Here is a 22,438-nt window from a genome sequence, read left to right as displayed (position 1 = left end):
TTTTGGATGCAGTTCCCAGGTTGAGCCCGGGGCTTTCACATCCAACTTAACAAACCACCTACGCGCGCTTTACGCCCAGTAATTCCGATTAACGCTTGCACCCTCTGTATTACCGCGGCTGCTGGCACAGAGTTAGCCGGTGCTTATTCTGTCGGTAACGTCAAAACACTAACGTATTAGGTTAATGCCCTTCCTCCCAACTTAAAGTGCTTTACAATCCGAAGACCTTCTTCACACACGCGGCATGGCTGGATCAGGCTTTCGCCCATTGTCCAATATTCCCCACTGCTGCCTCCCGTAGGAGTCTGGACCGTGTCTCAGTTCCAGTGTGACTGATCATCCTCTCAGACCAGTTACGGATCGTCGCCTTGGTGAGCCATTACCTCACCAACTAGCTAATCCGACCTAGGCTCATCTGATAGCGCAAGGCCCGAAGGTCCCCTGCTTTCTCCCGTAGGACGTATGCGGTATTAGCGTTCCTTTCGAAACGTTGTCCCCCACTACCAGGCAGATTCCTAGGCATTACTCACCCGTCCGCCGCTGAATCGAAGAGCAAGCTCTTCTCATCCGCTCGACTTGCATGTGTTAGGCCTGCCGCCAGCGTTCAATCTGAGCCATGATCAAACTCTTCAGTTCAATACTGCTTGGGTTTTTAAGAAACCCTAAACTTGGCTCAGCAATCTCAAATGACTATGTGATTTCTCGCATGGTCACTTGTGATGCTGATAATCTTTTTGACTATCAGTCCATACTCACAAGCACCCACACGAATTGCTTGATTCGATTTGTTAAAGAGCGTTTGGTTAAGAGCTTTTCGTCTCAACCGAGGCGCGCATTCTACGCTTTCCTCAGAGCCTGTCAAGCGTTTATTTTGAAGTTTTTTGCGAGAAACTCGTTTAGCTTCAAACACTTGGCTCGCTGCGATCTCTCGTAGCGGGAGGCGAATCATACAGCGTTTAGAAGCGCTGTCAACCACCATTTCAACCGCTTGCGATCATTCGATCGCAGCCCTTTCAACGCCACCTTAACTACCTAACTCATTGAATCTCAAGGAGTTTGTCGTTCCGATGTCGCTGGAAGTGGGGCGCATTATAAGGGGATTCAGAAGGGCGTCAACCCTTAATTTCAAGAAATCGAAATATGAGGGGAAAGACCCTATGAAGGCCACCAGATGTCCGCCACAACACATTCAGCGCCTATGAGATCAAGCGCCCCCGATCTTGCAGCCGCTGAAGACCCCAAGGCGAACACCCAAAAAAACAAAGCGGGGAGGCCTTTCGGCCTCCCCGCTTCTATATAGCTACACCTGCAATCGCTCACTCAGCCTTGAGGGTAACCCGTGCAAACGACTTCTTGCCCGCTTGGCACACATGGGTCGCGCCCAGCGCAAACACGAAGTCACGATCCACGGCCGCACCGTCGACTTTAACAGCGCCGCCACTCAGCAGGTCCCGCGCCTGAGCCGAGTTCTTTACCAGGCCAGCCCGGTTCAGCACGGCAGCAATCGGCAAGTTTTCCGCTGCAACCACTTCGACTTCCGGCAGGTCTTCCGGCAACTCACCTTCTTTCATGCGGTTACCAGCACCACGGTGAGCGTTGGCCGCTGCCTCCTCACCATGGAAACGCGCAACGATCTCTTCGGCCAGCTTGATCTTGATGTCGCGCGGGTTGGCACCCTTGGCGACATCGGCACGGAACTGCTCGATCTCTTCCATCGAACGGAAGCTCAGCAGCTCGAAGTAACGCCACATCAAAGTATCCGGGATAGATACCAGCTTGCTGTACATCACCCCCGGCGCTTCCTGAATACCTACATAGTTGCCCAGCGACTTGGACATTTTCTTCACACCGTCGAGGCCTTCGAGCAACGGCATGGTCACGATGTTCTGCGCTTCCTGACCATAGGCGCGTTGCAGCTCGCGCCCCATCAGCAGGTTGAACTTCTGATCGGTACCACCCAGCTCGACGTCCGCCTTCAGCGCCACCGAGTCATAGCCCTGCACCAGGGGGTAGAGGAACTCGTGAATAGCGATCGGCTGGTTGGTGGTGTAACGCTTGTCGAAGTCATCGCGCTCAAGCATGCGCGCCACGGTGTACTGCGACGCCAGGCGAATGAAGTCGGCCGGGGTCAGCTTGTCCATCCAGGTGGAGTTGAACGCGACCTCGGTCTTGGCCGGGTCGAGAATCTTGAACACCTGCTGCTTATAGGTCTCGGCGTTGTCCAGCACTTGCTCACGGGTCAGCGGTGGGCGCGTGGCGCTCTTGCCGCTGGGGTCACCGATCATGCCGGTGAAGTCACCGATCAGGAAGATGACTTGATGGCCCAGCTCCTGGAACTGACGCAGCTTGTTGATCAGCACCGTGTGACCCAGGTGCAGGTCAGGCGCAGTCGGGTCAAAGCCGGCCTTGATGCGCAGAGGCTGGCCGCGCTTGAGCTTCTCTACCAGTTCCGACTCGACCAGTACTTCTTCCGCGCCGCGCTTTATAAGCGCCAGCTGCTCTTCAACCGACTTCATAGACAAACCCGCAAGGCTCAGATTCAGGGGGAGCCAACCATACAAGATCGGCCGTCAAATACAAGTTTCGCAAAGGAATGTGACCCGGGCACGGGCTTGCGGCGTCTACGCGCCCTTGCGTGAAAATGGATTTGGTTATATTTTATACAGTTATTTCATCTTCATCATGTCATTCATCTTTTCCATTTCACTTTTTCAAAGTCACCTTACCCATGACCAACGAACCGCCTAAAGCGCCCCCGCTTTATCCGAAAAGCCATCTGTTGGCCGCCAGCGGCATTGCCGCCCTGCTCAGTCTGGCTCTGCTGGTATTCCCCTCCAGCGAAGTGGAAGCCAAGAAAACCACCCTCAACCTCGAGCTGGAGAGCCCGGCCGAGCAGCTGAAAGACGAATCCCGTGCTGCCCCCCTGGTGCAGGCAGAAAGTGAGCAAGGCTCGCCCTTCGCCCAGATCGAAGAGGCAGCCCCCAAGACCCAAACGGCCGAGCAGCCAGCCCCTGCCACCGAACCCGTCGCCGAAGCAGCCAAGCAGCCTGGCCACCGCGAAGTCACCGTGGCACGTGGCGACACCCTGTCCACCCTGTTCGCCAAGGTCGGCCTGCCGGCCAATGCGGTACACGACCTGCTGGCCAGTAACAAGCAGGCCAAGCAGTTCAGCCAGCTCAAACACGGCCAGGTACTGCAGTTCGAGCTCGACAAGGATGGCCAGCTCGCCAGCCTGCACAGCAAGGTCAGCAATCTCGAGACCATTCGGCTGACGAAGTCCGCCAAGGGCTACACCTTCAACCGTGAAATCAGCAAACCCGTAGTTCGTACTGCCTATGCCCACGGCGTGATCAAGAGCTCGCTATCGGCTTCGGCCCAGCGCGCCGGTCTCTCCCACAGCATGACCATGGACATGGCCCGGGTGCTGGGTTACGACATCGACTTCGCTCAGGATATTCGCCCAGGCGACGAGTTCGATGTGGTCTACGAGCAGAAGGTCATGGACGGCAAGGTGGTCGGCACCGGCAACATCCTGTCCGCCCGCTTCACCAACCGCGGCAAGACCTACACCGCCGTGCGCTACACCAACAAGCAGGGCAACACCACTTACTACACTGCCGACGGCAACAGCCTGCGCAAGGCCTTCATCCGTACGCCGGTGGACTTTGCCCGTATCAGTTCGCGCTTTTCCGCCGGCCGCAAGCACCCCATCCTGAACAAGATCCGCGCGCACAAAGGCGTCGACTACGCCGCCCCGCGCGGTACGCCAATCAAGGCTGCCGGTGACGGCCGCATCGAACTGGCTGGGCGCCGTGGCGGTTACGGCAACACCGTGATCATCCAGCACGGCAACCGCTACAAGACGCTGTACGGGCACATGCAGGGCTTTGCCAAAGGCATCAAGACTGGCAGTTCGGTAAAGCAGGGCCAGATCATCGGTTACATCGGCACCACCGGCCTGTCTACCGGGCCCCACCTGCACTATGAGTTCCAGGTCAACGGTGTGCACGTCGATCCGCTGAGCCAGAAAGTGCCAATGGCTGATCCAATCGCCAAGAACGAGCGCCAGCGCTTCCTGCAGCAGAGCCAGCCCCTGATTGCCCGTATGGATCAGGAAAAGGCCACCCTGCTCGCAGCGAACAAGCGCTAAGCCCATGGCGCTCTACCTGGGGGTAATGTCCGGCACCAGCCTTGATGGCCTTGACATTGCCTTGATCGAACAAGGCGAGCAGCTTGAACTGCTCGCCACCCATTACCTGCCCATGCCCGGCGACCTGCGCCAGGAACTGCTTGCCCTGTGCAGCAGCGGCCCTGACGAAATAGCCCGCGCGGCGCTGGCCGAAAACCGCTGGGCCAGCCTGGCAGGCGAAGGTATACGCCAACTGCTTGCCCGCCAAGGACTGGGGGCCGAGGCCATCCGCGCCATCGGCAGCCACGGCCAGACTATCCGCCACGAGCCCGCACGCGGTTTTACCGTGCAAATCGGCAACCCGGCGCTGCTCGCCGAGCTAACGGGTATCAGCGTGGTTGCCGATTTCCGCCGGCGCGATGTGGCTGCCGGAGGCCAAGGTGCGCCGCTGGTTCCGGCCTTCCACGAAACCCTGTTCGGCCACCTGGGCCAGCGTCTGGCAATTCTGAATGTGGGCGGCTTCAGCAACCTCAGCCTGATCGAGCAGGACAAGCCGGTCCACGGCTTCGACTGCGGTCCGGGTAACGTGCTGCTGGATGCCTGGATAGAGCGCAAGCGCGGCCAGGCCTACGATGCCGATGGTGCCTGGGCGGCCTCGGGCGTGGTACAGGGGGGCTTGCTGAGTGCGATGCTGGCCGACCCGTTCTTTGCGGGTAGCGGCCCGAAGAGCACCGGCCGCGAAGTGTTCAACCTGCCTTGGCTGGATGGCCACCTGGCAGGCCTGCCCGCTTACCCGGACGAGGATGTACAGGCGACATTGCTTGAGCTTACCGCTCGCAGCATCATCGACTCGCTGAGCAATGCCCAGCAAGGCACCGAAGCGTTGCTGGTGTGCGGTGGCGGCGCACGTAACGGTGCCCTCATGGCCCGCCTCGGCCAACTGCTGCCCAAGGCCCGTGTCACCAGTACCGGCGCCCATGGCGTAGACCCTGACTGGGTCGAGGCCATGGCCTTTGCCTGGCTGGCCCACTGCTGCCTCGAAGGCATCAGCGCCAACCGGCCAAGCGTGACGGCGGCCAAGGGTTTGCGGGTACTGGGCGCAATCTACCCGGCCTAACTGCTACACCAGAAAGCAAAACGCCGCGCAATTGCGCGGCGTTTTCGTAGAGCGAGATCTCAGATCGAGAACGAGGACCCGCAACCGCACGTAGTGGCAGCGTTCGGGTTCTTGATCACAAAGCGCGACCCCTCCAGGCCTTCCTGATAGTCCACCTCAGCGCCAGCCAGATACTGGAAGCTCATCGGGTCGACCACCAGCGACACGCCTTCGCGCTCGACGATGGTGTCATCTTCGGCCACATCTTCATCGAAAGTGAAACCGTACTGGAAGCCCGAGCAGCCGCCACCGGTCACGAACACCCGCAGTTTCAGACGTTCATTGCCTTCCTCATTGACCAGGTTCTTCACTTTCTGGGCCGCCCCATGGGTGAATTCCAGACCGGTAGGGGTGAAGGTTTCGACGCTCATGTTGACTCTCCCGGCGCAGTTGCCGCCTTAAAACTCGATGACGCGCATTATCCGCTTTCCCGAGAAAATTGGTCAAGAATTGTGCGGCTTTAGTCGCGACTGACAAAATGGCCCGCGCAAGGCGGGCCATTTCGATCGCAGTTCGCTTACGGTAGCAAGCCTGCGTGGGACAGGCCCATCCGCTCATCCAGGCCGAACAGGATGTTCAGGTTCTGTACCGCCTGGCCGGAGGCTCCCTTGACCAGGTTGTCGATCACCGACAGCACCACCACCAAGTCACCACCCTGCGGACGATGAACGGCAATGCGGCAGACGTTGGCGCCGCGCACACTGCGGGTTTCCGGGTGGCTGCCAGCTGGCATCACATCGACGAACGGTTCGTCGGCGTAGCGCTTCTCGAACAGCGCCTGCAGGTCGACCGAGGTGTCGACAACATTCGCGTACAGGGTGGCGTGGATGCCACGGATCATTGGCGTCAGGTGCGGCACGAAGGTCAGGCCGATGTCCTTGCCAGCAGCCAGGCGCAGGCCCTGGCTGATTTCCGGCAGGTGACGATGGCCCTTGACCGCATAGGCCTTCATGCTTTCGCCGGCCTCGCAGAACAGCGAACCCACTGCCGCACCACGACCGGCACCGCTGACACCCGACTTGCAGTCGGCAATCAGGCGCGACGGGTCGGCCAGGCCCGCCTCCAGCAGCGGCAGGAAGCCCAGCTGGGTGGCGGTAGGGTAGCAACCCGGTACGGCGATCAGGCGCGCCTGGCGAATCTTCTCGCGGTTGACTTCAGGCAGGCCATACACGGCGTCCTTGAGCAGCTCTGGCGCACCGTGCGGCTGACCATACCACTTGCCCCACTCGGTGGCATCCTGCAGGCGGAAGTCGGCCGAGAGGTCGATCACCTTGGTGCCGGCCGCCAGCAGTTCACCGGCCAAAGCATGGGCAACACCGTGCGGGGTAGCGAAGAACACCACATCACAGGCAGCCAGCGCCTTGCTGTCCGGCACGCTGAACGCCAGCCCGTCATAGTGGCCGCGCAGGTTCGGGTACATGTCCGCCACCGCCACGCCCGCCTCGGAGCGCGAAGTGATGACCGTCACTTCGGCCTGTGGATGCTGTGCCAGCAGACGCAACAGTTCGACGCCGGTGTAACCCGTGCCGCCGACGATACCGACCTTGATCATAACGCTTGCCCCTTATCAACGAGCCGTCTGGAAAGCGCACGATGATAGGGGCGTGAAGCGCCTGTAACAACTCTTCGGGTGACCCTTAGGGCGCTTGACCACTACTATCTGACGACCGTGAATACCTGAAGGAACTCCGTCCATGCTTTACCTATGGATCAAAGCGCTGCATATCGTCAGCGTGGTCTGCTGGTTCGCCGGCCTGTTCTACCTGCCGCGGCTGTTCGTCTACCACGCCCAGAGCCAGGACAGCATCAGCCAGGAACGCTTCGTGACCATGGAACGCAAGCTGTACCGGGGCATCATGAACCCGGCGATGATCGCCACCTACGTGTTCGGCGCATGGATGCTCTATCTCACGCCCGGCTGGCTGAGCCAGGGCTGGCTGCATGCCAAGTTGACCCTGGTCATCCTGCTGACCGGCTACCATCACATGTGCGGTGCCCAACGCAAACGCTTCGCCAGCGGCAACAACACCCGCAGCCACGTCTACTATCGCTGGTTCAACGAAGTGCCCGTGCTGTTCCTGCTGGGCATCGTAATTCTGGTGGTGGTCAAACCGTTCTGACATAGCCACCCGCTCAAGGAGCCTTGCCATGTCGCTACCTGCCTCGCTCGAACAACGCCTGCGCCTGCCTGTTGTCGCAGCGCCGATGTTCTTGATCTCCAACCCCAAACTGGTACTGGCGTGCTGCGCCAGCGGCGTAGTGGGTAGTTTCCCGGCCCTGAACCAGCGCGACAGCGCCGGCTTCAAGGCCTGGCTGGAGGAAATCGAGGCAGGCCTGGCGCTATTGGAGGCGCCAGCCCCCTATGCGGTCAACCTGATCGTCCATCCGACCAACCCACGCCTGCAGGCCGACCTGGCTTTGTGCGTGGAGCATCGCGTGCCGATCGTCATCACCAGCCTGGGGGCGGTCAAGGAAGTGGTCGATGCCGTGCATGGCTACGGCGGCCTGGTGTTCCACGATGTCACCACTCGCCGCCATGCCGAGAAGGCCGCGCAAGCGGGTGCCGATGGCTTGATCGCCGTGGCTGCCGGCGCGGGCGGGCATGCAGGCACCTGGAGCCCTTTCGCCCTGGCCGCAGAGATTCGCCAGTTCTTCGACAAGACCCTGCTGCTGGCCGGCTGCCTCAACCATGGCCACGAAATCCTCGCCGCACAATTGCTGGGCGCCGACCTGGCCTACATGGGTACGCGCTTCATCGCCACCGCAGAAAGCCAGGCCCAGGATGCCTACAAGCAGATGCTACTCGCTGCCCACGCCGCCGACATCATTCACACCCCGGCAGTGTCCGGCATACCTGCCAGCTTCCTGCGTTCAAGCCTGGAGCAGGCTGGCTACGACATGAACGCCCTCAAGGGCAGCCACGAGCAAGGCAAGCTCAAACCTATCGACGACGAAGCGAAGGCCTGGAAGACCGTATGGTCGGCGGGCCAGGGTGTCGGCGAAATCCATGATCTGCCCAGCGCCAGTGCATTGATCGAACGGCTCCACAGTGAGTACCGGGAAGCCCTGGATCGCTGCCAGATTCTGCGCGCCCGCACCTTGTAGCAAAACGCAACACCTTACCCGGCCAAGCTGTACACTAGGCGCCCTCTTTCGCCCCCAGGAGCCTTGCATGACCCGTTACGCCATGATCACTGGTGCTTCCAGCGGCTTGGGCCTGGCCCTGGCGGAAGCGCTGGCACGGCGCGGGCGCAACCTGATCCTGGTGGCACGTCAGCGGGAAACGCTGGAACCCGTGGCCCTTGAGTTGACTCAACGCTTTGGTGTCGAGGTGCTGTTCCGCGCCTGCGACCTCAGCCAGCCGCTGCGCCTTTCTGGCTTCGTACTGGAACTGGAAGAAGGCGAACGGCGTATCGACCTGCTGGTCAACTGTGCCGGCTTGCGTACCTACGGGCCGTTCCTGGCCCATGAGTGGGCCGACGAGCAGGATCTGCTGGAGGTCAACGTTCTGGCCCTGAGCCGCCTGTGCCACGCCATCGGCAACCTGATGGCCGTGCAGGGTGGCGGCCAGATCCTCAACGTCGCTGGCCTTGCCGGGGTGGCACCCGGCCCGTGGATGGCGGCCTATGCCGCCAGCAAGGCGTACGTGCTGAGTTTTTCCCAGGCCCTGCGCGAAGAACTCAAGCGTACCGGTATCAAGGTCTCGGTATTGTGCCCAGGCCCTGTACGCTCCTCGCGCCGGCGCATTGCGCGGCTCGATGGCAAACCCCGCTGCCTCAGCCCCGAAGAAGTAGCGCTGTATACCGTGCGTGCACTGGACAAGAACCGTGCGCTGATCATGCCAGGCCGACGCAACCGCTGGCTGGCATTGGCCCCGCGCCTGCTGCCGCGCTGGCTGGTGTGCAAACTGGCCGGCGCCATCCACCGCCGCTATTGCCCGGCCGGCATGGAATAGCCACTGGGCGAGCGGCGCTCGGCTGAGTACACTCGGCCCGACCCTCACCATGGAGCAAGTGCTGTGGACGATCTATTCCTCAAAATCATCAACCGGGAAATCCCGGCGGATATCATCTACGAAGACGACCAGGTCCTGGCCTTCAAGGACATTGCACCCGCGGCACCGGTACATTTTCTGGTCATCCCGAAAAAACACATCCGCACGCTCAATGACCTGACCGAAGAAGACAAGGCCCTGGCGGGCCACATCCTGTTCACCGCCCAGCGCCTGGCTGTCGAGCAGGGCTGCGAGGAAGGTTTCCGCGTGGTCATGAACTGCAACCCGAAGGGCGGCCAGACTGTCTACCACATCCATATGCACGTGCTGGGCCAGCGCCAGATGAACTGGCCACCGGGCTGATCCACGGCAAGCGACCCCGCCGCTATTGCGGTAAACTGTCGGGCACATTCTTGCGGAGGTGCCCGATGGCTACCGAACGTCACTACTCGCCGCTCGACCGCTTGTTGCTGCAGGCCGATACCGCCATGCGCACCTTGCTGCCCTTCAGCGGCCAACCCGCCCGGCCATCGCCGGCCATTGTCCAGCCGGACGTCGACCTGGACGAGCAGCAGACCCGCCACATCGCCGGGCTGATGCGTATCAACCACACCGGTGAAGTGTGCGCCCAGGCGCTGTACCAGGGCCAAGCCCTGACCGCCAAGCTGCCCGAAGTACGCAAGGCCATGGAGCATGCCGCCGAGGAAGAGGTGGACCACCTGGCCTGGTGCGAACAGCGCATTCGCCAGTTGAACAGCCACCCAAGCGTGCTCAACCCCTTGTTCTACGGCATGTCGTTCGGCATCGGCGCACTTGCCGGCCTGGTCAGCGACAAGGTCAGCCTGGGCTTCGTCGCCGCCACCGAGCACCAGGTGTGCAAGCACCTCGACGAGCACCTGGAGCAGATCCCGCACGAAGACGAAAAGTCCCGGGCCATTCTCGAACAGATGCGCATCGACGAAGAGCAGCACGCCGAGTCCGCCCTGGAAGCCGGTGGTTATCGCTTCCCGGCCCCTGTCCGCTTTGGCATGAGCTTGCTGGCCAAGGTCATGACCAAGAGCACCTACCGCATCTGAAGGCATCGCCATGACGGACCGTTTCGACGCCAAGGACCTGGCGCGTGCCGTGCAGGCCGGGATTCTCCAGCCGGGCCAGGACCAAAGCCTGTTGGCATTCCTGCGCCAGCAACCGGCGGCACGTGGCAGCTTTCAGCTGGCCCATGTTGCGTTCTACTTCGGCGCCATGCTGATCATGGCAGCCATGGGCTGGTTGCTCACCGAAGCCTGGATGAGCATTGGTGACGGCGCGCTATTGATCATCGCCAGCCTCTATATCCTGCTGATCACCTTGTCCGCCCTCAACCTGCAGCGCCGCGCCCAGCCCGTTGCTGCCGGGGTACTGGCGGCGGTAGCGGTCAGTATCGTGCCACTGGCGGTGTTTGCCATTGAGCGCCTGGCAGGCTGGTGGCCACTGGACGACGCGCAAGCCGAGTATCACCAGTACTACACCTACGTGCAGGGCGGCTGGCTGGCGATGGAAGCGGCCACAGTGCTTGCCGGTTTGCTGATGCTGAGGCTGATCCCCTACCCGTTCGTCGTCATGCCTATAGCCGTGGCCCTGTGGTTCATGTCGATGGACCTGAGCGAATGGTTCTTCGGCTCGCCGTTCAGTTGGGAGCAGCGCCGCGAAGTTTCGCTGTGGTTCGGGTTGGGCTTGCTGGTGGTGTGCCTGTTGATAGACGGCCGCACGCAAGAAGACTACGCCCGTTGGGGCTACTTGGCCGGGCTGGCGGCATTCTGGGGCGGCTTGACGCTGCTGGACAGCGGCAGTGAGTTGGGCAAGGCCATGTACTGCCTGACCAACATAGCGCTGATGGGCATGGCCGTGCTGCTGCGCCGGCCGGTGTTCATGGTGTTTGGTGCACTGGGCGTGGCGGCTTACCTGGGGTACCTGTCGTACGAGGTATTTGCCGAATCGCTGCTGTTCCCGGTGGTGGTGACCTTGATCGGGCTGGCGGTTATCTGGCTGGGGCTGGTTTACCAGAAGCGGCGGGAGCGGTTGAGCCAAGTGATGCGGGGATGGTTGCCACGGTGGGTGCAAGCTGCACTGCCCGCACTTCGGAGCTGATAGTGCCGGGGCCGCTTTGCGGCCCCCAACAACGTTGCGTTAACCGAGCTCTACGATTTCATACCCGTGGGTAATCTCAACCCCCGCGCGTTCGAGCATGATCGAAGCCGAGCAGTACTTCTCTGCCGACAGCTCCACTGCCCGCTTGACCTGCGCTTCTTTCAGCCCACGCCCTTTCACCACAAAGTTCATGTGAATCTTGGTAAACACCTTCGGATCTTCGCTGGCACGCTCGGCTTCCAGGAACGCCTCGCAGCTTTCTACCGCTTGGCGCGATTTCTTCAGAATGCTCACCACGTCAAAGCTGCTGCAGCCACCCAGGCCCAACAGCAACATTTCCATCGGGCGCACACCCAGGTTGCGGCCGCCGGCCTCAGGCGGGCCGTCCATCACGACGACATGGCCACTCCCCGATTCGCCGAGGAACATGGCCTCACCGGCCCACTGGATACGTGCCTTCATCTACCCGGACTCCTGATATTCGGAAAAGGGTGTCAGCTTAGACCTTGTAAGGCCGTGCGAAAAGCACGAGACGTATCGGTTTAATACCGAAACATCCGGAGACGTCTGATAAGCTGGCGCCAAATGAATGGCGCTCGCCGCCAGACAACCTTATAAAAAGCCTATGCGGCGTATCGAACAGGATTTCGTGATGGTTGCCTCCGCCCTACCCGCCAAGATCAAGAACATCGACAAACTGTTGGTACACTGCCAGCGCCGCCGCTACACCGCCAAAAGCAACATCATCTGCGCCGGCGACCGCGCCGAGACACTGTCATTCATAATCAAGGGCTCGGTGACCATCCTCATCGAAGACGAGGATGGCCGCGAAATGATTATTGCCTATCTCAACAATGGCGATTTCTTCGGCGAGCTCGGGCTGTTCGAACCGGTTGACGGCGAACAGCAGCGCAGTGCCTGGGTGCGAGCCAAGACCGAGTGCGAAGTGGCGGAAATCAGCTACGACAAGTTTCGCGAACTGGCGCGCCAAGACCCGGAAATCCTCTATGCCCTGGGCGGCCAGATGGCCCAGCGCCTGCGCAACACCACACGCAAGGTCGGTGACCTGGCGTTTTTCGACGTCACCGGCCGGGTTGCCCGTTGCCTGCTGGAATTGTGTAAACAACCCGACGCCATGACCCACCCCGACGGCATGCAGATCAAGATCACCCGTCAGGAAATCGGCCGAATCGTCGGTTGTTCCAGGGAAATGGTCGGCCGCGTCCTCAAGGACCTTGAGGAACGCAGCCTGGTTCAGGTCAAAGGCAAGACCATGGTGGTCTACGGTACCCGCTAGTCCCTGGGCAGGTCTGCAAGCACCTTGGCGTAGGCCTGCGACAAGCGCTCAAACCAGGGTGCTGCGGGCGCCACTTCATGCAAGGCGATATGTGCATCAGCGCGGCAGCGTTGCTCAAGCTCGCAGCACTCATTAAAGCGGTTGACCGCTGCCACCATCGACTCCCGCTCGTTGTCCAGCAGCAACGCACCGTGTACCAGTACCACCGGGCGCTTGCCGCCCAGGCCCTGGCGCCAGCGCTGGGCGGTGCCCACCAGCTTGCGGCCATTGAGGTTGACGTTGTAGCGACCATCGCAGAACGCCCCGTCTATCTCCCCCACCGACGCCACCCCGCCCCACTCGCGCAGTACCTCGCACAGCGGCAGGCACAGGCGCTCGTAGGCGCTTTCGATACGGCCGTGATCACCTTCGCTGCGCGGGGCAACGTAGACCAGGGCAACGTTGACAGTGGAATGGGACTGAGGCACCGGCTCACCGCCAGTCTCGCGCAGCAGCACCGGCCAGCCGGCAATCGCCAGCTCCGCACAGGCGGCCTCGAAGTTTTCCAGACGGCTCATGCGCCGGGGCATGACCAGCGCATGGTCGGTGGGTCGCCAGAACAGCACACCGTTTTCGCGTTCGCCGCGGCAAACGGCGGCCAGCAGTTCCTGTTCGGTGTGCAGGCCTTGTTCGACGGTCAGGGCCAGGGGTTGATCGGTCATTGATCCACCTTTGATGTTGTTTTTGATGGCCTCTTCGCGGGCTAGCCCGCTCCTACAAAGGGAGCACACCCACTGTAGGCGCGGGTTTACCCGCGAAGCGGCCCTGGCAGGCATACAAAAAAGCCGGCAAAAAAGCCGGCTTCATTTGATCAGTCAAGATGCTGAACAGTCTTCTTCACCTGTTCCGGGAAGAACAACCGCTGCAACTCCAGCCCAGGCTGCTCGGCGCGCATGAACGCTTCGCCCACCAGGAACGAGTAAACCTCGTTGATTGCCATCAGCTCGACATCGGCCCGGTTGAGAATACCGCTCTCGGTAATCGCCAGGCGATCACGCGGAATGCGCGGCAGCAGGTCAAGGGTGGTTTCCAGGCTGACCTCGAAGGTGTGCAGGTTGCGGTTATTCACCCCCACCAGCGGCGTATCCAGGGTTTTCAACGCGCGCTCCAGCTCATCGCCATCGTGCACTTCCACCAGCACGTCCAGGCCGACGTCTTTTGCAGTCGCGGCCAGCTCGGCCATCTTCACGTCATCCAGTGCCGAGACGATCAGCAGCACGCAATCCGCGCCCAAGGCCCGGGCTTCGACGATCTGGTAAGGGTCGACCATGAAGTCTTTGCGGATCACCGGCAGCGAAACTGCCGCGCGGGCCTGCTGCAGGTACTCATCGGCACCCTGGAAGTAATCGACATCGGTCAGCACCGACAGGCAGGTAGCACCGCCCTTCTCGTAGCTGACAGCGATTTCCGCCGGCACGAAGTGCTCGCGGATCACGCCCTTGCTCGGCGAAGCCTTCTTGATCTCGGCGATCACCGCTGGCTGCTTGCGCCTGGCCTGTTCGATCAGCGCGTTGGCGAAACCACGCGGGGCATCGGCGGCCTTGGCCAGGCCTTCCAGCTCGGCGAGGCTGACGCGCGCGCTGCGCTCGGCCACTTCCTGGAACTTGCGGGCAATGATCCTTTCCAGCACCGTCGGCACACTCATGCTTCGTTCTCCACCTTGAATACTGCAGTAAAGGCACCCAGTTCCTGCAGCTTCTCCCAGGCCAGCCCGGTGTGCAGTACGTCGTGGGCCAGTTCCACACCTTGAGCCAGGCTCATCGCATGATCGGCGGCATACAGTGCCGCGCCCGCATTGAGCACGATCATCTCCGCAGCCTTCTGGCCGTTTTCGGTCTTGCGACGGCCCAGAGCATCGCGAATCAGCTCCAGCGAAGCCTGTGGGTTTTCGACGGCAAGGCCATGCAAGCTCTGGCTTTTCATGCCGAGGTCTTCCGGTTCGACCCAGTATTCAGTAATTGTGTCGTTCTTCAGTTCGGCAACAAAGGTGGGGGCAGCCAGGCTGAACTCATCCAGGCCGTCCTTCGAATGCACCACCAGCACATGCTTGCTACCCAGGCGTTGCAGCACCTCGGCCAACGGGCGGCACAGGGTCTGGGCGAAAACGCCAACCACCTGATGCTTCACTCCGGCCGGATTCGTAAGCGGGCCGAGCATGTTGAACAGGGTACGCAACCCCAGCTCACGACGCGGACCGGCGGCATGCTTCATGGCCGAGTGATGGCTTTGCGCGAACATGAAGCCGATGCCCAGGCTGTCAATGCAGCGAGCCACCTGGGTTGGCGTCAGGTTAAGATAGATGCCGGCAGCTTCCAGCAGGTCGGCACTGCCGCTCTTGCCGGAAACCGCGCGGTTACCATGCTTGGCAACAGTACAGCCCGCCGCCGCCAGGACGAACGACGACGCGGTGGACACGTTGAATATATTGGCGCCATCACCGCCGGTGCCGACGATATCGACCACGCCATCCAGGCTTTTCAGCTCAACCTTGTCGGCCAGCTCACGCATCACCGACACCGCGCCGACGATTTCGTCGATGCTTTCACTCTTCATGCGCATGCCCATCAGAAAGGCGCCGATCTGCGCCTCGCTGCACTGGCCGGTCATGATCTGGCGCATGACATCGCGCATTTCTTCGGTAGACAGGTCCAGGTGGCCGACGATACGGCTCAATGCGCTCTTGATATCCATGTTCGATCCTTAGCGGCGGCCGCCGGTCTGCTGGAGAAAGTTGGCGAACAGCTCGTGGCCCTGCTCGGTCAGGATCGACTCGGGGTGGAACTGCACCCCTTCGATATTCAGGGTTTTGTGGCGAAGGCCCATGATTTCGTCCACCGAGCCGTCTTCATGGGCGGTCCAGGCAGTCACTTCCAGGCAATCGGGCAAGGTTTCGCGCTTGACCACCAGCGAGTGGTAGCGGGTAACGGTCAGCGGGTTGTTGAGGCCGGTGAACACGCCCAGGTCGCGGTGGTGTACGGGGCTGGTCTTGCCGTGCATCACCTGGCGGGCGCGCACCACGTCACCGCCAAAGGCCTGGCCGATGGACTGATGCCCCAGGCACACGCCCAGAATCGGCAGCTTGCCAGCAAAATGCAGGATGGCCTCGATGGACACACCCGCCTCGCTCGGCGTGCAAGGACCTGGGGATACCACGATCCGCTCGGGGTTGAGGGCTTCAATCTGGGCAATGGTCATTTCGTCATTGCGAATGACCTTGACCTCGGCACCCAGCTCGCCAAGGTACTGGACGACGTTGTAAGTGAATGAGTCGTAATTGTCGATCATCAGTAACATGGTGTTAAACCTCTTGAATTTACTGACTTCAGAATTCGAACCTTCTTGCCACCGCCACAGGCACGGCTTCGCCACACAGGGCAGTAAAGAAGAAGGCAAACGGGGGCGAGCCGGGCGGGCCGGCAGGGGATAAAGTCAGGCGCGCCAACGCCAACGGGCGTGGGCCTTGATTACGCGCATCAAGAGTTTACTGACGATCAACACAGGATAGGTCTCGCTCATACGTTCCGGCACAGTAGCCTACCGGGGCGGCGGGCGCAATATGCCTGCAAACACGGGGAAACGAATGGACTTGGGAGGGATGCACTGCGATTTGCTAAGGTCGATCAGGCAGTCCTTGATAAAAACAAAGAAAAGGATGTTCCCTGATGCGAAAAGCCCCGTTAATGCGCTTTACCCTCGCTTCATTGGCCCTGGCCTGCAGCCAGGTATTCGCAGGTCCCTCACCTTATTCCACGCTGATCGTGTTTGGCGACAGCCTCGCCGACGCCGGGCAATTTCCCGATTTGACTGGCGGTACCCCAGGCGCCCGGTTTACCAACCGCGATGCCGACGGTAACTTTGCCCCGGTGTCACCGATGATCCTCGGTGGCCGACTGGGCGTTGCACCCGATGACCTGAACCCGTCGACATCGACAGGCATCCGGCCCGATGGCAACAACTGGGCTGTCGGTGGCTATACCACCCAGCAGATCCTGGATTCGATCACGACAACTTCCGAGACCGTCATCCCGCCAGGAAACCCCGGCGCCGGCCTGGTGCTGCGTGAAAAGGCGGGCTACCTGGCCAACGGCCTGCGTGCCGACCCCAACGCGCTTTACTACGTGACGGGCGGCGGCAACGACTTCCTCCAAGGCCTGGTAAACAGCCCGGCCGACGCCGTGGCCGCCGGCGCCCGCCTTGCGGCCAGCGCCCAGGCACTGCAACAAGGTGGCGCCCGCTACATCATGGTCTGGCTGCTGCCCGACCTCGGCCAAACGCCCAACTTCAGCGGCACCCCGCAACAAAACCCGCTGTCACTGCTGTCTGGCGCATTCAACCAGTCGCTGCTCAGCCAACTGCGGCAGATCGATGCCGAGATCATCCCGCTGAACATCCCTGTGCTGCTGAGCGAGGCACTGGCCAGCCCCAACCAGTTCGGCCTGGCCAGCGACCAGAACCTGGTCGGCACCTGCTACAGCGGCAACAGCTGCGTGGAAAACCCGGTGTACGGTATCAATGGCACAACCCCGGACCCGACTAAACTGCTGTTCAACGACTCGGTGCACCCGACCATCGCCGGCCAGCAACTGATTGCCGACTACGCCTATTCGATCATCTCCGCCCCCTGGGAGCTTACCCTGCTCCCCGAAATGGCACATGCCAGCCTGCGCGCCCATCAGGATGAGCTGCGCAACCAATGGCAGACACCCTGGCAAGCAGTTGGCCAATGGCAGGCCTTCGTCGCCACCGGTGCCCAGGACCTGGACTTCGACGGCCAGCACAGCGCGGCCAGCGGCGATGGCCGCGGCTATAACCTGACACTGGGCGGCAGCTACCGGTTGAACGACGCCTGGCGCCTGGGCCTGGCCGGCGGCGCGTACCGGCAAAAGCTGGAGGCCGGCGCCAATGATTCGGACTACAAACTGAACAGCTACTTGGCCAGCGCCTTCGCCCAATACCGCCAGGACCGCTGGTGGGCCGATGCTGCGCTGACCGCCGGGCATCTGGACTACAGCGACCTCAAGCGCACCTTCGCCCTTGGCGTGAACGAGCGCAGCGAAAAGGGCGACACCGACGGCGAGGCCTGGGCGATGTCCGGGCGGCTGGGCTACAACCTGGCGGCAGACAGCAGCAATTGGCAGCTGGCGCCATTCATCAGTGCCGACTATGCGCGCGTGAAAGTGGATGGGTACAACGAGAAGAGCGGGCGCTCGACAGCACTGGGCTTCGATGACCAGGAACGCACGTCACGCCGCTTGGGCCTGGGGTTGCTGGGCAGCGTGCAGGTGCTGCCAGGTACCCGGCTGTTCGCCGAGGTGGCGCAGGAGCATGAGTTCGAGGATGACCAGCAGGATGTGACCATGCACCTGACCAGCTTGCCCGCCAATGACTTCACCCTGGCCGGTTATACGCCGCACAGCGACCTGACCCGTGCGAGCCTGGGGGTGAGCCATGAAGTGGTCGCAGGGGTGCATTTGCGCGGGAACTACAACTGGCGCAAGAGTGATGAATTGACGCAGCAGGGGGTGAGCCTGGGGGTGAGCGTGGACTTCTGAATTGATGGGGCTGCTTGGCAGCCCCAATCTGTTTATTTAGCCAACGTCTGCTCTGCAAGCGCCACGGCACGGAACATCGCCCGGCGCTTGTTGATGGTTTCTTCCCACTCCAGCGCCGGCACCGAGTCGGCAACGATGCCACCACCGGCCTGCACATGCAGTTCACCGTCCTTGATCACGGCAGTACGGATGGCGATCGCGGTATCCATGTTGCCGTTCCAGGCAAAATAGCCGACTGCACCACCGTAGACCCCACGTTTGACCGGCTCCAGTTCGTCGATGATTTCCATTGCACGGATCTTCGGCGCACCCGACAGGGTGCCAGCCGGCAGGATCGCCCGCAGCGCATCCATCGCCGTCAGCCCTTCACGCAGCTGGCCGGTGACGTTGGAGACAATGTGCATCACGTTGGAGTAACGCTCGATGACCATCTTCTCGGTCAGGCGCACGCTGCCGGTCGAGGACACACGGCCAACGTCGTTGCGGCCCAGGTCGATCAGCATCAGGTGTTCGGCGATTTCCTTGTCGTCCGACAGCAGGTCGTCTTCCAGCGCGCGGTCGGCTTCTTCAGTCGCGCCACGCGGGCGGGTACCGGCAATCGGGCGCACGGTGACCAGGTTGTCCTCGACCCGCACCAGCACCTCGGGCGAGCTGCCGACCACATGGAAGTCGCCGAAGTTGAAGAAGTACATGTACGGCGTCGGGTTGAAGCAGCGCAGCGCACGATACAGGTCGATGGGCGCAGCCTTGAAGTCGATCGACATGCGTTGCGACGGCACCACCTGCATGCAGTCGCCGGCCAGGATGTACTCCTTGATACGGCCGACCGCGTTCTCGTAGTCGTCGCGGGTATAGCTGGAGCGGAATTCCGGCTCGGCGGCCTGCGGGCCACTCAGGTCCAGGCCTCGGCGCGGGGTGATCGGCTGGCGCAGCGTTTCCAGCAGGCCTTGCAGGCGTGCCTGGCCCTGTTCAAAGGCCTGATCTTCAGCCGGGTCGACCAGCACAATCGCGTGCATCTTGCCTGCCAGGTTGTCGAACACCACCACCGCATCGGACACCATCAGCAGGATATCCGGCACGCCCAACGGGTCTGGGTTGGGGCTGGCGCCAAGGCGCTTTTCCACGTAACGCACACAATCATAGCCAAAGTAGCCGACCAGGCCGCCGTTGAAGCGCGGCAGACCAGGGATGTCAGCGACCTTGTAACGGTCCTTGAAACTTTCGACAAAGGCCAGCGGGTCTTCGACATCATGGCTTTCCACCTCGACGCCATCCTGCAGGATACTGACGTGATAGCCGTGCACCCGCATCACCGTGCGCGATGGCAGGCCGATCATCGAGTAGCGGCCCCACTTCTCGCCGCCTTGCACCGATTCGAGCAGGTACGAGTTGGGCTGGTCAGCCAGTTTCAGGTAGATCGACAGCGGCGTGTCGAAGTCGGCCAGGGTTTCGCAGGCCAGTGGAATGCGGTTGTAGCCGGCAGCGGCCAGGCGCAGGAATTCTTCGCGGTTCATGAGTAGCCTCGTGGCAAGCAGCAATAGGTCAGGCAAACGGACGGGCCGGCACGCGCCGGCAGGCTGAAGTCAGGCGCGCCAACGCCAACGGGCCAGGGCCTTGATGACTTTCATCCAGAATTTGCCAGTAACCACCACGGTGGGCTCTCTGTCTTGTGAGGCTTGAAGGTTGGCCAACGTTATCCCAGTGGCCGGGTCTGCGCAACCGGGCAGCAGTGCGCGCAGGTCGTCGATCACCAGGTTGGGAGATTCGTCCTGGATCGGCCGGCCATGGTTGTAGCCATAGGTCAGCCCTACGCACTGCACGCCAGCCGCCTTGGCCGCCAGCACGTCGCTGCGCGAATCGCCGACAAACAGCGACTGCTGCGGGGTAACGCTGGCCATCTGCATGACGAAGAGCAAAGCCGCCGGGTCGGGCTTTTTCTGCGGCAGGGTGTCGCCGCCAATGATCCAGCGGAAGTAGCGGCCGATTTTCATCTGGTCCAGCAGCGGGCCGACGAAGCGCTCGGGCTTGTTGGTGATCAGCGCCATTTCCACGCCCTGTTTGCGCAGCCAGCGCAGGGTGTCCTGCACACCGGGATAGACCACCGTCAGCTCGTGGCTTTCAGCATAAGCGTCCATGAACAGCGCCAGCGCCTGGTCGGCCAGCGCATCGTCCACCGCGGCGTGGTCGATGCCACCTGCAAGCGCCCGGCGCACCAGCACCTGGGCGCCGTTGCCGACCCAGTGGCGGACTGCCTCAAGGCCTGCGGGCGGGCGCCCCAGTTCGAGCAGCATGCGGTCCACGGCGGCAGCCAGGTCTGGCACGGAATCGATCAGGGTACCGTCCAGATCGAACATCACCAGCCTGGGCAGCGTCCCCGGGAACAGCTGCTCGAAGCCACTCATGGGCGGGCCTGAGCCAGTTCGGCGCGCATCTTGGCGATGACTTCCTGGTAGTCCGGGGCGTTGAAGATCGCCGAACCGGCCACGAAGGTGTCAGCGCCAGCGGCAGCGATTTCGCGGATGTTATTGACGTTGACGCCACCGTCGATTTCCAGGCGGATATCACGGCCGCTGGCGTCGATCAGCGCACGCGCCTCGCGCAGCTTGTCGAGGGTGCCAGGGATGAACTTCTGCCCGCCAAAGCCTGGGTTGACGCTCATCAGCAGCACCATGTCGATCTTGTCCATCACGTACTTCAGGGCATCCAGGCTGGTGGCCGGGTTGAACACGAGGCCGGCCTTGCAACCGCCGTCCTTGATCAGTTGCAACGAACGGTCGATGTGCTGCGTGGCTTCCGGGTGAAACGTGATGTAAGTGGCGCCGGCTTCGATGAAGTCGCCGATGATGCGGTCGACCGGGCTGACCATCAGGTGCACGTCGATCGGTGCGGTAACACCGTACTTGCGCAGGGCGGTGCAGACCATCGGGCCAATGGTCAGGTTGGGAACGTAGTGGTTGTCCATGACATCGAAGTGGACGATGTCGGCACCCGCAGCCAATACCTTGTCGACGTCTTCACCCAGGCGGGCGAAATCGGCAGAGAGGATGGAGGGGGCAATAGCGTAGGGCTGCATGGCGCACCTGTTGGCAGAATCACGGTGGCGCGCATTGTAACCCAGGCGAACGGATGAGGGCTGATTGGTATCACATGATCCCGACCGATACCCAAGAGCCTTGCACTGCCTGAGCTGGCCTCATCGCCGGCAAGCCAGCTCCCACAGGGTTCTCCACAGGCCTTATGAGATGCAGGGTCCTGTAGAGATCTCTGTGGGAGCTGGCTTGCCGGCGATGAGGCCAGCGCAGACGCCTGAAAATCAGGCCGGCTGCTGGGTTCTCAGCTTCTCGCTGCGCCCACGCAACCACTCCAGGGTCAGCAGCAACACCACCGAGAAAGCAATCAGCAAGGTCGCCGCCGCAGCAATGGTCGGGCTCAGGTTTTCGCGGATACCACTGAACATCTGCCTCGGCAGGGTTGCCTGCTCCGGCCCGGCCAGGAACAGCGTCACCACCACCTCGTCAAACGACGTCGCAAAGGCGAACAGCGCCCCTGAGATCACCCCGGGTGCAATCAGCGGCAAGGTCACGCGGCGGAAGGTCAACAGCGGCGACGCACCCAGGCTGGCAGCCGCCCGCACCAGGTTGTAGTTGAAACCCTGCAAGGTTGCCGACACGGTAATGATGACAAACGGCACACCCAGCACCGCATGCACCAGAATCAGCGAGGTAAAGCTGTTGCCCATGCCCAGCGGGGCGAAGAACAGGTAGCTGGCCACACCGATGATCACCACCGGCACCACCATCGGTGAAATCACCAGCGCCATCACCAGCGACTTGCCGGGAAAATCACCACGGGTCAGGCCAATGGCTGCCAGGGTGCCGAACACCATGGCCAAGACCGTGGCCGCCGGGGCGACGATGATGCTGTTCTTCAGCGCCCGCATCCACTCGGCCGAGCCGAAGAAGTCCTGGTACCACTGCAGCGAAAAGCCCTGCAGCGGGTACACCAGGAAGCTGCCACTGTTGAACGACAGCGGCACGATCACCAGCACTGGCAAGATGAGGAACAGCAGGATCAGACCGCAAAGAATGCGCAGGCTGTAGAACCAGACCCGCTCCACGGGCGACATGTATGGGCTCAGCATGAC

The 22,438-nt window shown here is 61.6% G+C and carries 22 protein-coding genes and 1 rRNA gene (1 of these 23 cut by a window edge); 10 read left to right on the top strand and 13 right to left on the bottom strand.

Going from position 1 to position 22,438, the window contains the following annotated elements; genetic code table 11:
• Both OZ911_RS02370 and tyrS read right to left on the bottom strand, forming a co-directional pair.
• Positions 1-636 (bottom strand): 16S ribosomal RNA (locus OZ911_RS02370) (it extends 901 nt beyond the left edge of the window).
• 680 nt (positions 637-1,316) lie between these two features.
• Positions 1,317-2,516 (bottom strand): tyrosine--tRNA ligase, encoded by a 1,200-nt coding sequence (tyrS, locus tag OZ911_RS02365; protein WP_016484643.1) that lies wholly within the window; start codon positions 2,514-2,516, stop codon positions 1,317-1,319.
• A 212-nt stretch (positions 2,517-2,728) separates the two neighbouring features.
• Between tyrS and OZ911_RS02360 the strand changes: the two genes are divergently transcribed.
• Entirely contained in the window at positions 2,729-4,150 is a 1,422-nt protein-coding gene (locus OZ911_RS02360) for a peptidoglycan DD-metalloendopeptidase family protein (RefSeq protein WP_016484642.1), read from the top strand.
• 4 nt (positions 4,151-4,154) lie between these two features.
• Positions 4,155-5,246, top strand: coding sequence for an anhydro-N-acetylmuramic acid kinase (locus OZ911_RS02355; RefSeq protein WP_016484641.1), 1,092 nt, complete (start codon positions 4,155-4,157; stop codon positions 5,244-5,246).
• A 59-nt stretch (positions 5,247-5,305) separates the two neighbouring features.
• Here OZ911_RS02355 and erpA read toward each other — a convergent pair whose 3' ends face one another.
• Entirely contained in the window at positions 5,306-5,656 is a 351-nt protein-coding gene (gene erpA, locus OZ911_RS02350; protein ID WP_003255511.1) for an iron-sulfur cluster insertion protein ErpA, read from the bottom strand.
• Between the two features lie 146 nt (positions 5,657-5,802).
• The gene (argC, locus tag OZ911_RS02345; protein ID WP_023048033.1) at positions 5,803-6,837 is read right to left on the bottom strand and encodes an N-acetyl-gamma-glutamyl-phosphate reductase; all 1,035 of its coding nucleotides are present in this window, start codon (positions 6,835-6,837) and stop codon (positions 5,803-5,805) included.
• A 142-nt stretch (positions 6,838-6,979) separates the two neighbouring features.
• Here argC and hemJ point away from each other — a divergent pair, with 142 nt between their 5' ends.
• The 6 genes from hemJ to OZ911_RS02315 all read left to right on the top strand — a co-directional run bounded on the left by hemJ (position 6,980) and on the right by OZ911_RS02315 (position 11,406).
• Positions 6,980-7,405: a protoporphyrinogen oxidase HemJ gene (gene hemJ, locus OZ911_RS02340; RefSeq protein ID WP_016484639.1), complete on the top strand. Its 426-nt coding sequence runs from the start codon at positions 6,980-6,982 to the stop codon at positions 7,403-7,405.
• Positions 7,406-7,433: 28 nt separating this feature from the next.
• Positions 7,434-8,390 carry an NAD(P)H-dependent flavin oxidoreductase gene (locus OZ911_RS02335; protein WP_070086880.1) on the top strand — a complete coding sequence of 319 codons (957 nt, stop codon included), beginning with the start codon at positions 7,434-7,436 and terminating at the stop codon, positions 8,388-8,390.
• Positions 8,391-8,457: 67 nt separating this feature from the next.
• On the top strand, positions 8,458-9,240 hold the full coding sequence (locus OZ911_RS02330) for an SDR family NAD(P)-dependent oxidoreductase (protein WP_016484637.1): 783 nt from the start codon (positions 8,458-8,460) through the stop codon (positions 9,238-9,240).
• 63 nt (positions 9,241-9,303) lie between these two features.
• Positions 9,304-9,642, top strand: coding sequence for a histidine triad nucleotide-binding protein (locus tag OZ911_RS02325; protein WP_016484636.1), 339 nt, complete (start codon positions 9,304-9,306; stop codon positions 9,640-9,642).
• 65 nt (positions 9,643-9,707) lie between these two features.
• Entirely contained in the window at positions 9,708-10,355 is a 648-nt protein-coding gene (gene coq7 / locus OZ911_RS02320; RefSeq protein WP_016484635.1) for a 2-polyprenyl-3-methyl-6-methoxy-1,4-benzoquinone monooxygenase, read from the top strand.
• Positions 10,356-10,365: 10 nt separating this feature from the next.
• Entirely contained in the window at positions 10,366-11,406 is a 1,041-nt protein-coding gene (locus OZ911_RS02315; RefSeq protein WP_023048032.1) for a hypothetical protein, read from the top strand.
• 39 nt (positions 11,407-11,445) lie between these two features.
• Here the strand turns inward: OZ911_RS02315 and OZ911_RS02310 are convergent, their stop codons facing one another.
• The gene (locus tag OZ911_RS02310; protein WP_004376171.1) at positions 11,446-11,868 is read right to left on the bottom strand and encodes an OsmC family protein; all 423 of its coding nucleotides are present in this window, start codon (positions 11,866-11,868) and stop codon (positions 11,446-11,448) included.
• Positions 11,869-12,058: 190 nt separating this feature from the next.
• On the opposite strand from OZ911_RS02310, the gene crp reads away from it, so the two are divergent.
• Positions 12,059-12,703: a cAMP-activated global transcriptional regulator CRP gene (crp, locus tag OZ911_RS02305; RefSeq protein WP_024717954.1), complete on the top strand. Its 645-nt coding sequence runs from the start codon at positions 12,059-12,061 to the stop codon at positions 12,701-12,703.
• On the opposite strand, the gene OZ911_RS02300 is transcribed toward crp, so the two are convergent.
• The 4 genes from OZ911_RS02300 to OZ911_RS02285 all read right to left on the bottom strand — a co-directional run bounded on the left by OZ911_RS02300 (position 12,700) and on the right by OZ911_RS02285 (position 16,036).
• Entirely contained in the window at positions 12,700-13,404 is a 705-nt protein-coding gene (locus OZ911_RS02300; protein ID WP_016484632.1) for a lipoate--protein ligase family protein, read from the bottom strand. The genes crp and OZ911_RS02300 overlap by 4 nt on opposite strands.
• A gap of 149 nt (positions 13,405-13,553) precedes the next feature.
• Positions 13,554-14,387 carry an indole-3-glycerol phosphate synthase TrpC gene (trpC, locus tag OZ911_RS02295; protein WP_016484631.1) on the bottom strand — a complete coding sequence of 278 codons (834 nt, stop codon included), beginning with the start codon at positions 14,385-14,387 and terminating at the stop codon, positions 13,554-13,556.
• On the bottom strand, positions 14,384-15,433 hold the full coding sequence (gene trpD / locus OZ911_RS02290) for an anthranilate phosphoribosyltransferase (RefSeq protein WP_023048031.1): 1,050 nt from the start codon (positions 15,431-15,433) through the stop codon (positions 14,384-14,386). Before trpD ends, trpC begins: the two co-directional genes overlap by 4 nt.
• Before the next feature lie 9 nt (positions 15,434-15,442).
• Positions 15,443-16,036: an aminodeoxychorismate/anthranilate synthase component II gene (locus OZ911_RS02285; RefSeq protein WP_016484629.1), complete on the bottom strand. Its 594-nt coding sequence runs from the start codon at positions 16,034-16,036 to the stop codon at positions 15,443-15,445.
• A 368-nt stretch (positions 16,037-16,404) separates the two neighbouring features.
• Between OZ911_RS02285 and estP the strand changes: the two genes are divergently transcribed.
• Positions 16,405-18,294, top strand: a complete 1,890-nt coding sequence (estP, locus tag OZ911_RS02280; protein WP_070086881.1) for an esterase EstP — start codon at positions 16,405-16,407, stop codon at positions 18,292-18,294.
• Between the two features lie 32 nt (positions 18,295-18,326).
• Here estP and trpE read toward each other — a convergent pair whose 3' ends face one another.
• From trpE to OZ911_RS02260, 4 genes are all read right to left on the bottom strand, one after another.
• Positions 18,327-19,808, bottom strand: coding sequence for an anthranilate synthase component I (trpE, locus tag OZ911_RS02275; RefSeq protein ID WP_016484627.1), 1,482 nt, complete (start codon positions 19,806-19,808; stop codon positions 18,327-18,329).
• A gap of 69 nt (positions 19,809-19,877) precedes the next feature.
• Complete coding sequence (locus OZ911_RS02270) at positions 19,878-20,696, bottom strand: phosphoglycolate phosphatase (protein ID WP_016484626.1); 819 nt, start codon at positions 20,694-20,696, stop codon at positions 19,878-19,880.
• Positions 20,693-21,367, bottom strand: coding sequence for a ribulose-phosphate 3-epimerase (rpe, locus tag OZ911_RS02265; protein ID WP_016484625.1), 675 nt, complete (start codon positions 21,365-21,367; stop codon positions 20,693-20,695). Before rpe ends, OZ911_RS02270 begins: the two co-directional genes overlap by 4 nt.
• Before the next feature lie 240 nt (positions 21,368-21,607).
• Positions 21,608-22,435 carry an ABC transporter permease gene (locus OZ911_RS02260; RefSeq protein WP_003260880.1) on the bottom strand — a complete coding sequence of 276 codons (828 nt, stop codon included), beginning with the start codon at positions 22,433-22,435 and terminating at the stop codon, positions 21,608-21,610.
• Between the last annotated feature and the right edge of the window lie 3 nt (positions 22,436-22,438).

It is taken from the genome of Pseudomonas fortuita, assembly GCF_026898135.2.
In the GTDB taxonomy this organism is placed as follows: domain Bacteria; phylum Pseudomonadota; class Gammaproteobacteria; order Pseudomonadales; family Pseudomonadaceae; genus Aquipseudomonas; species Aquipseudomonas fortuita.
This window is presented reverse-complemented; position numbering and strand designations above follow the sequence as displayed.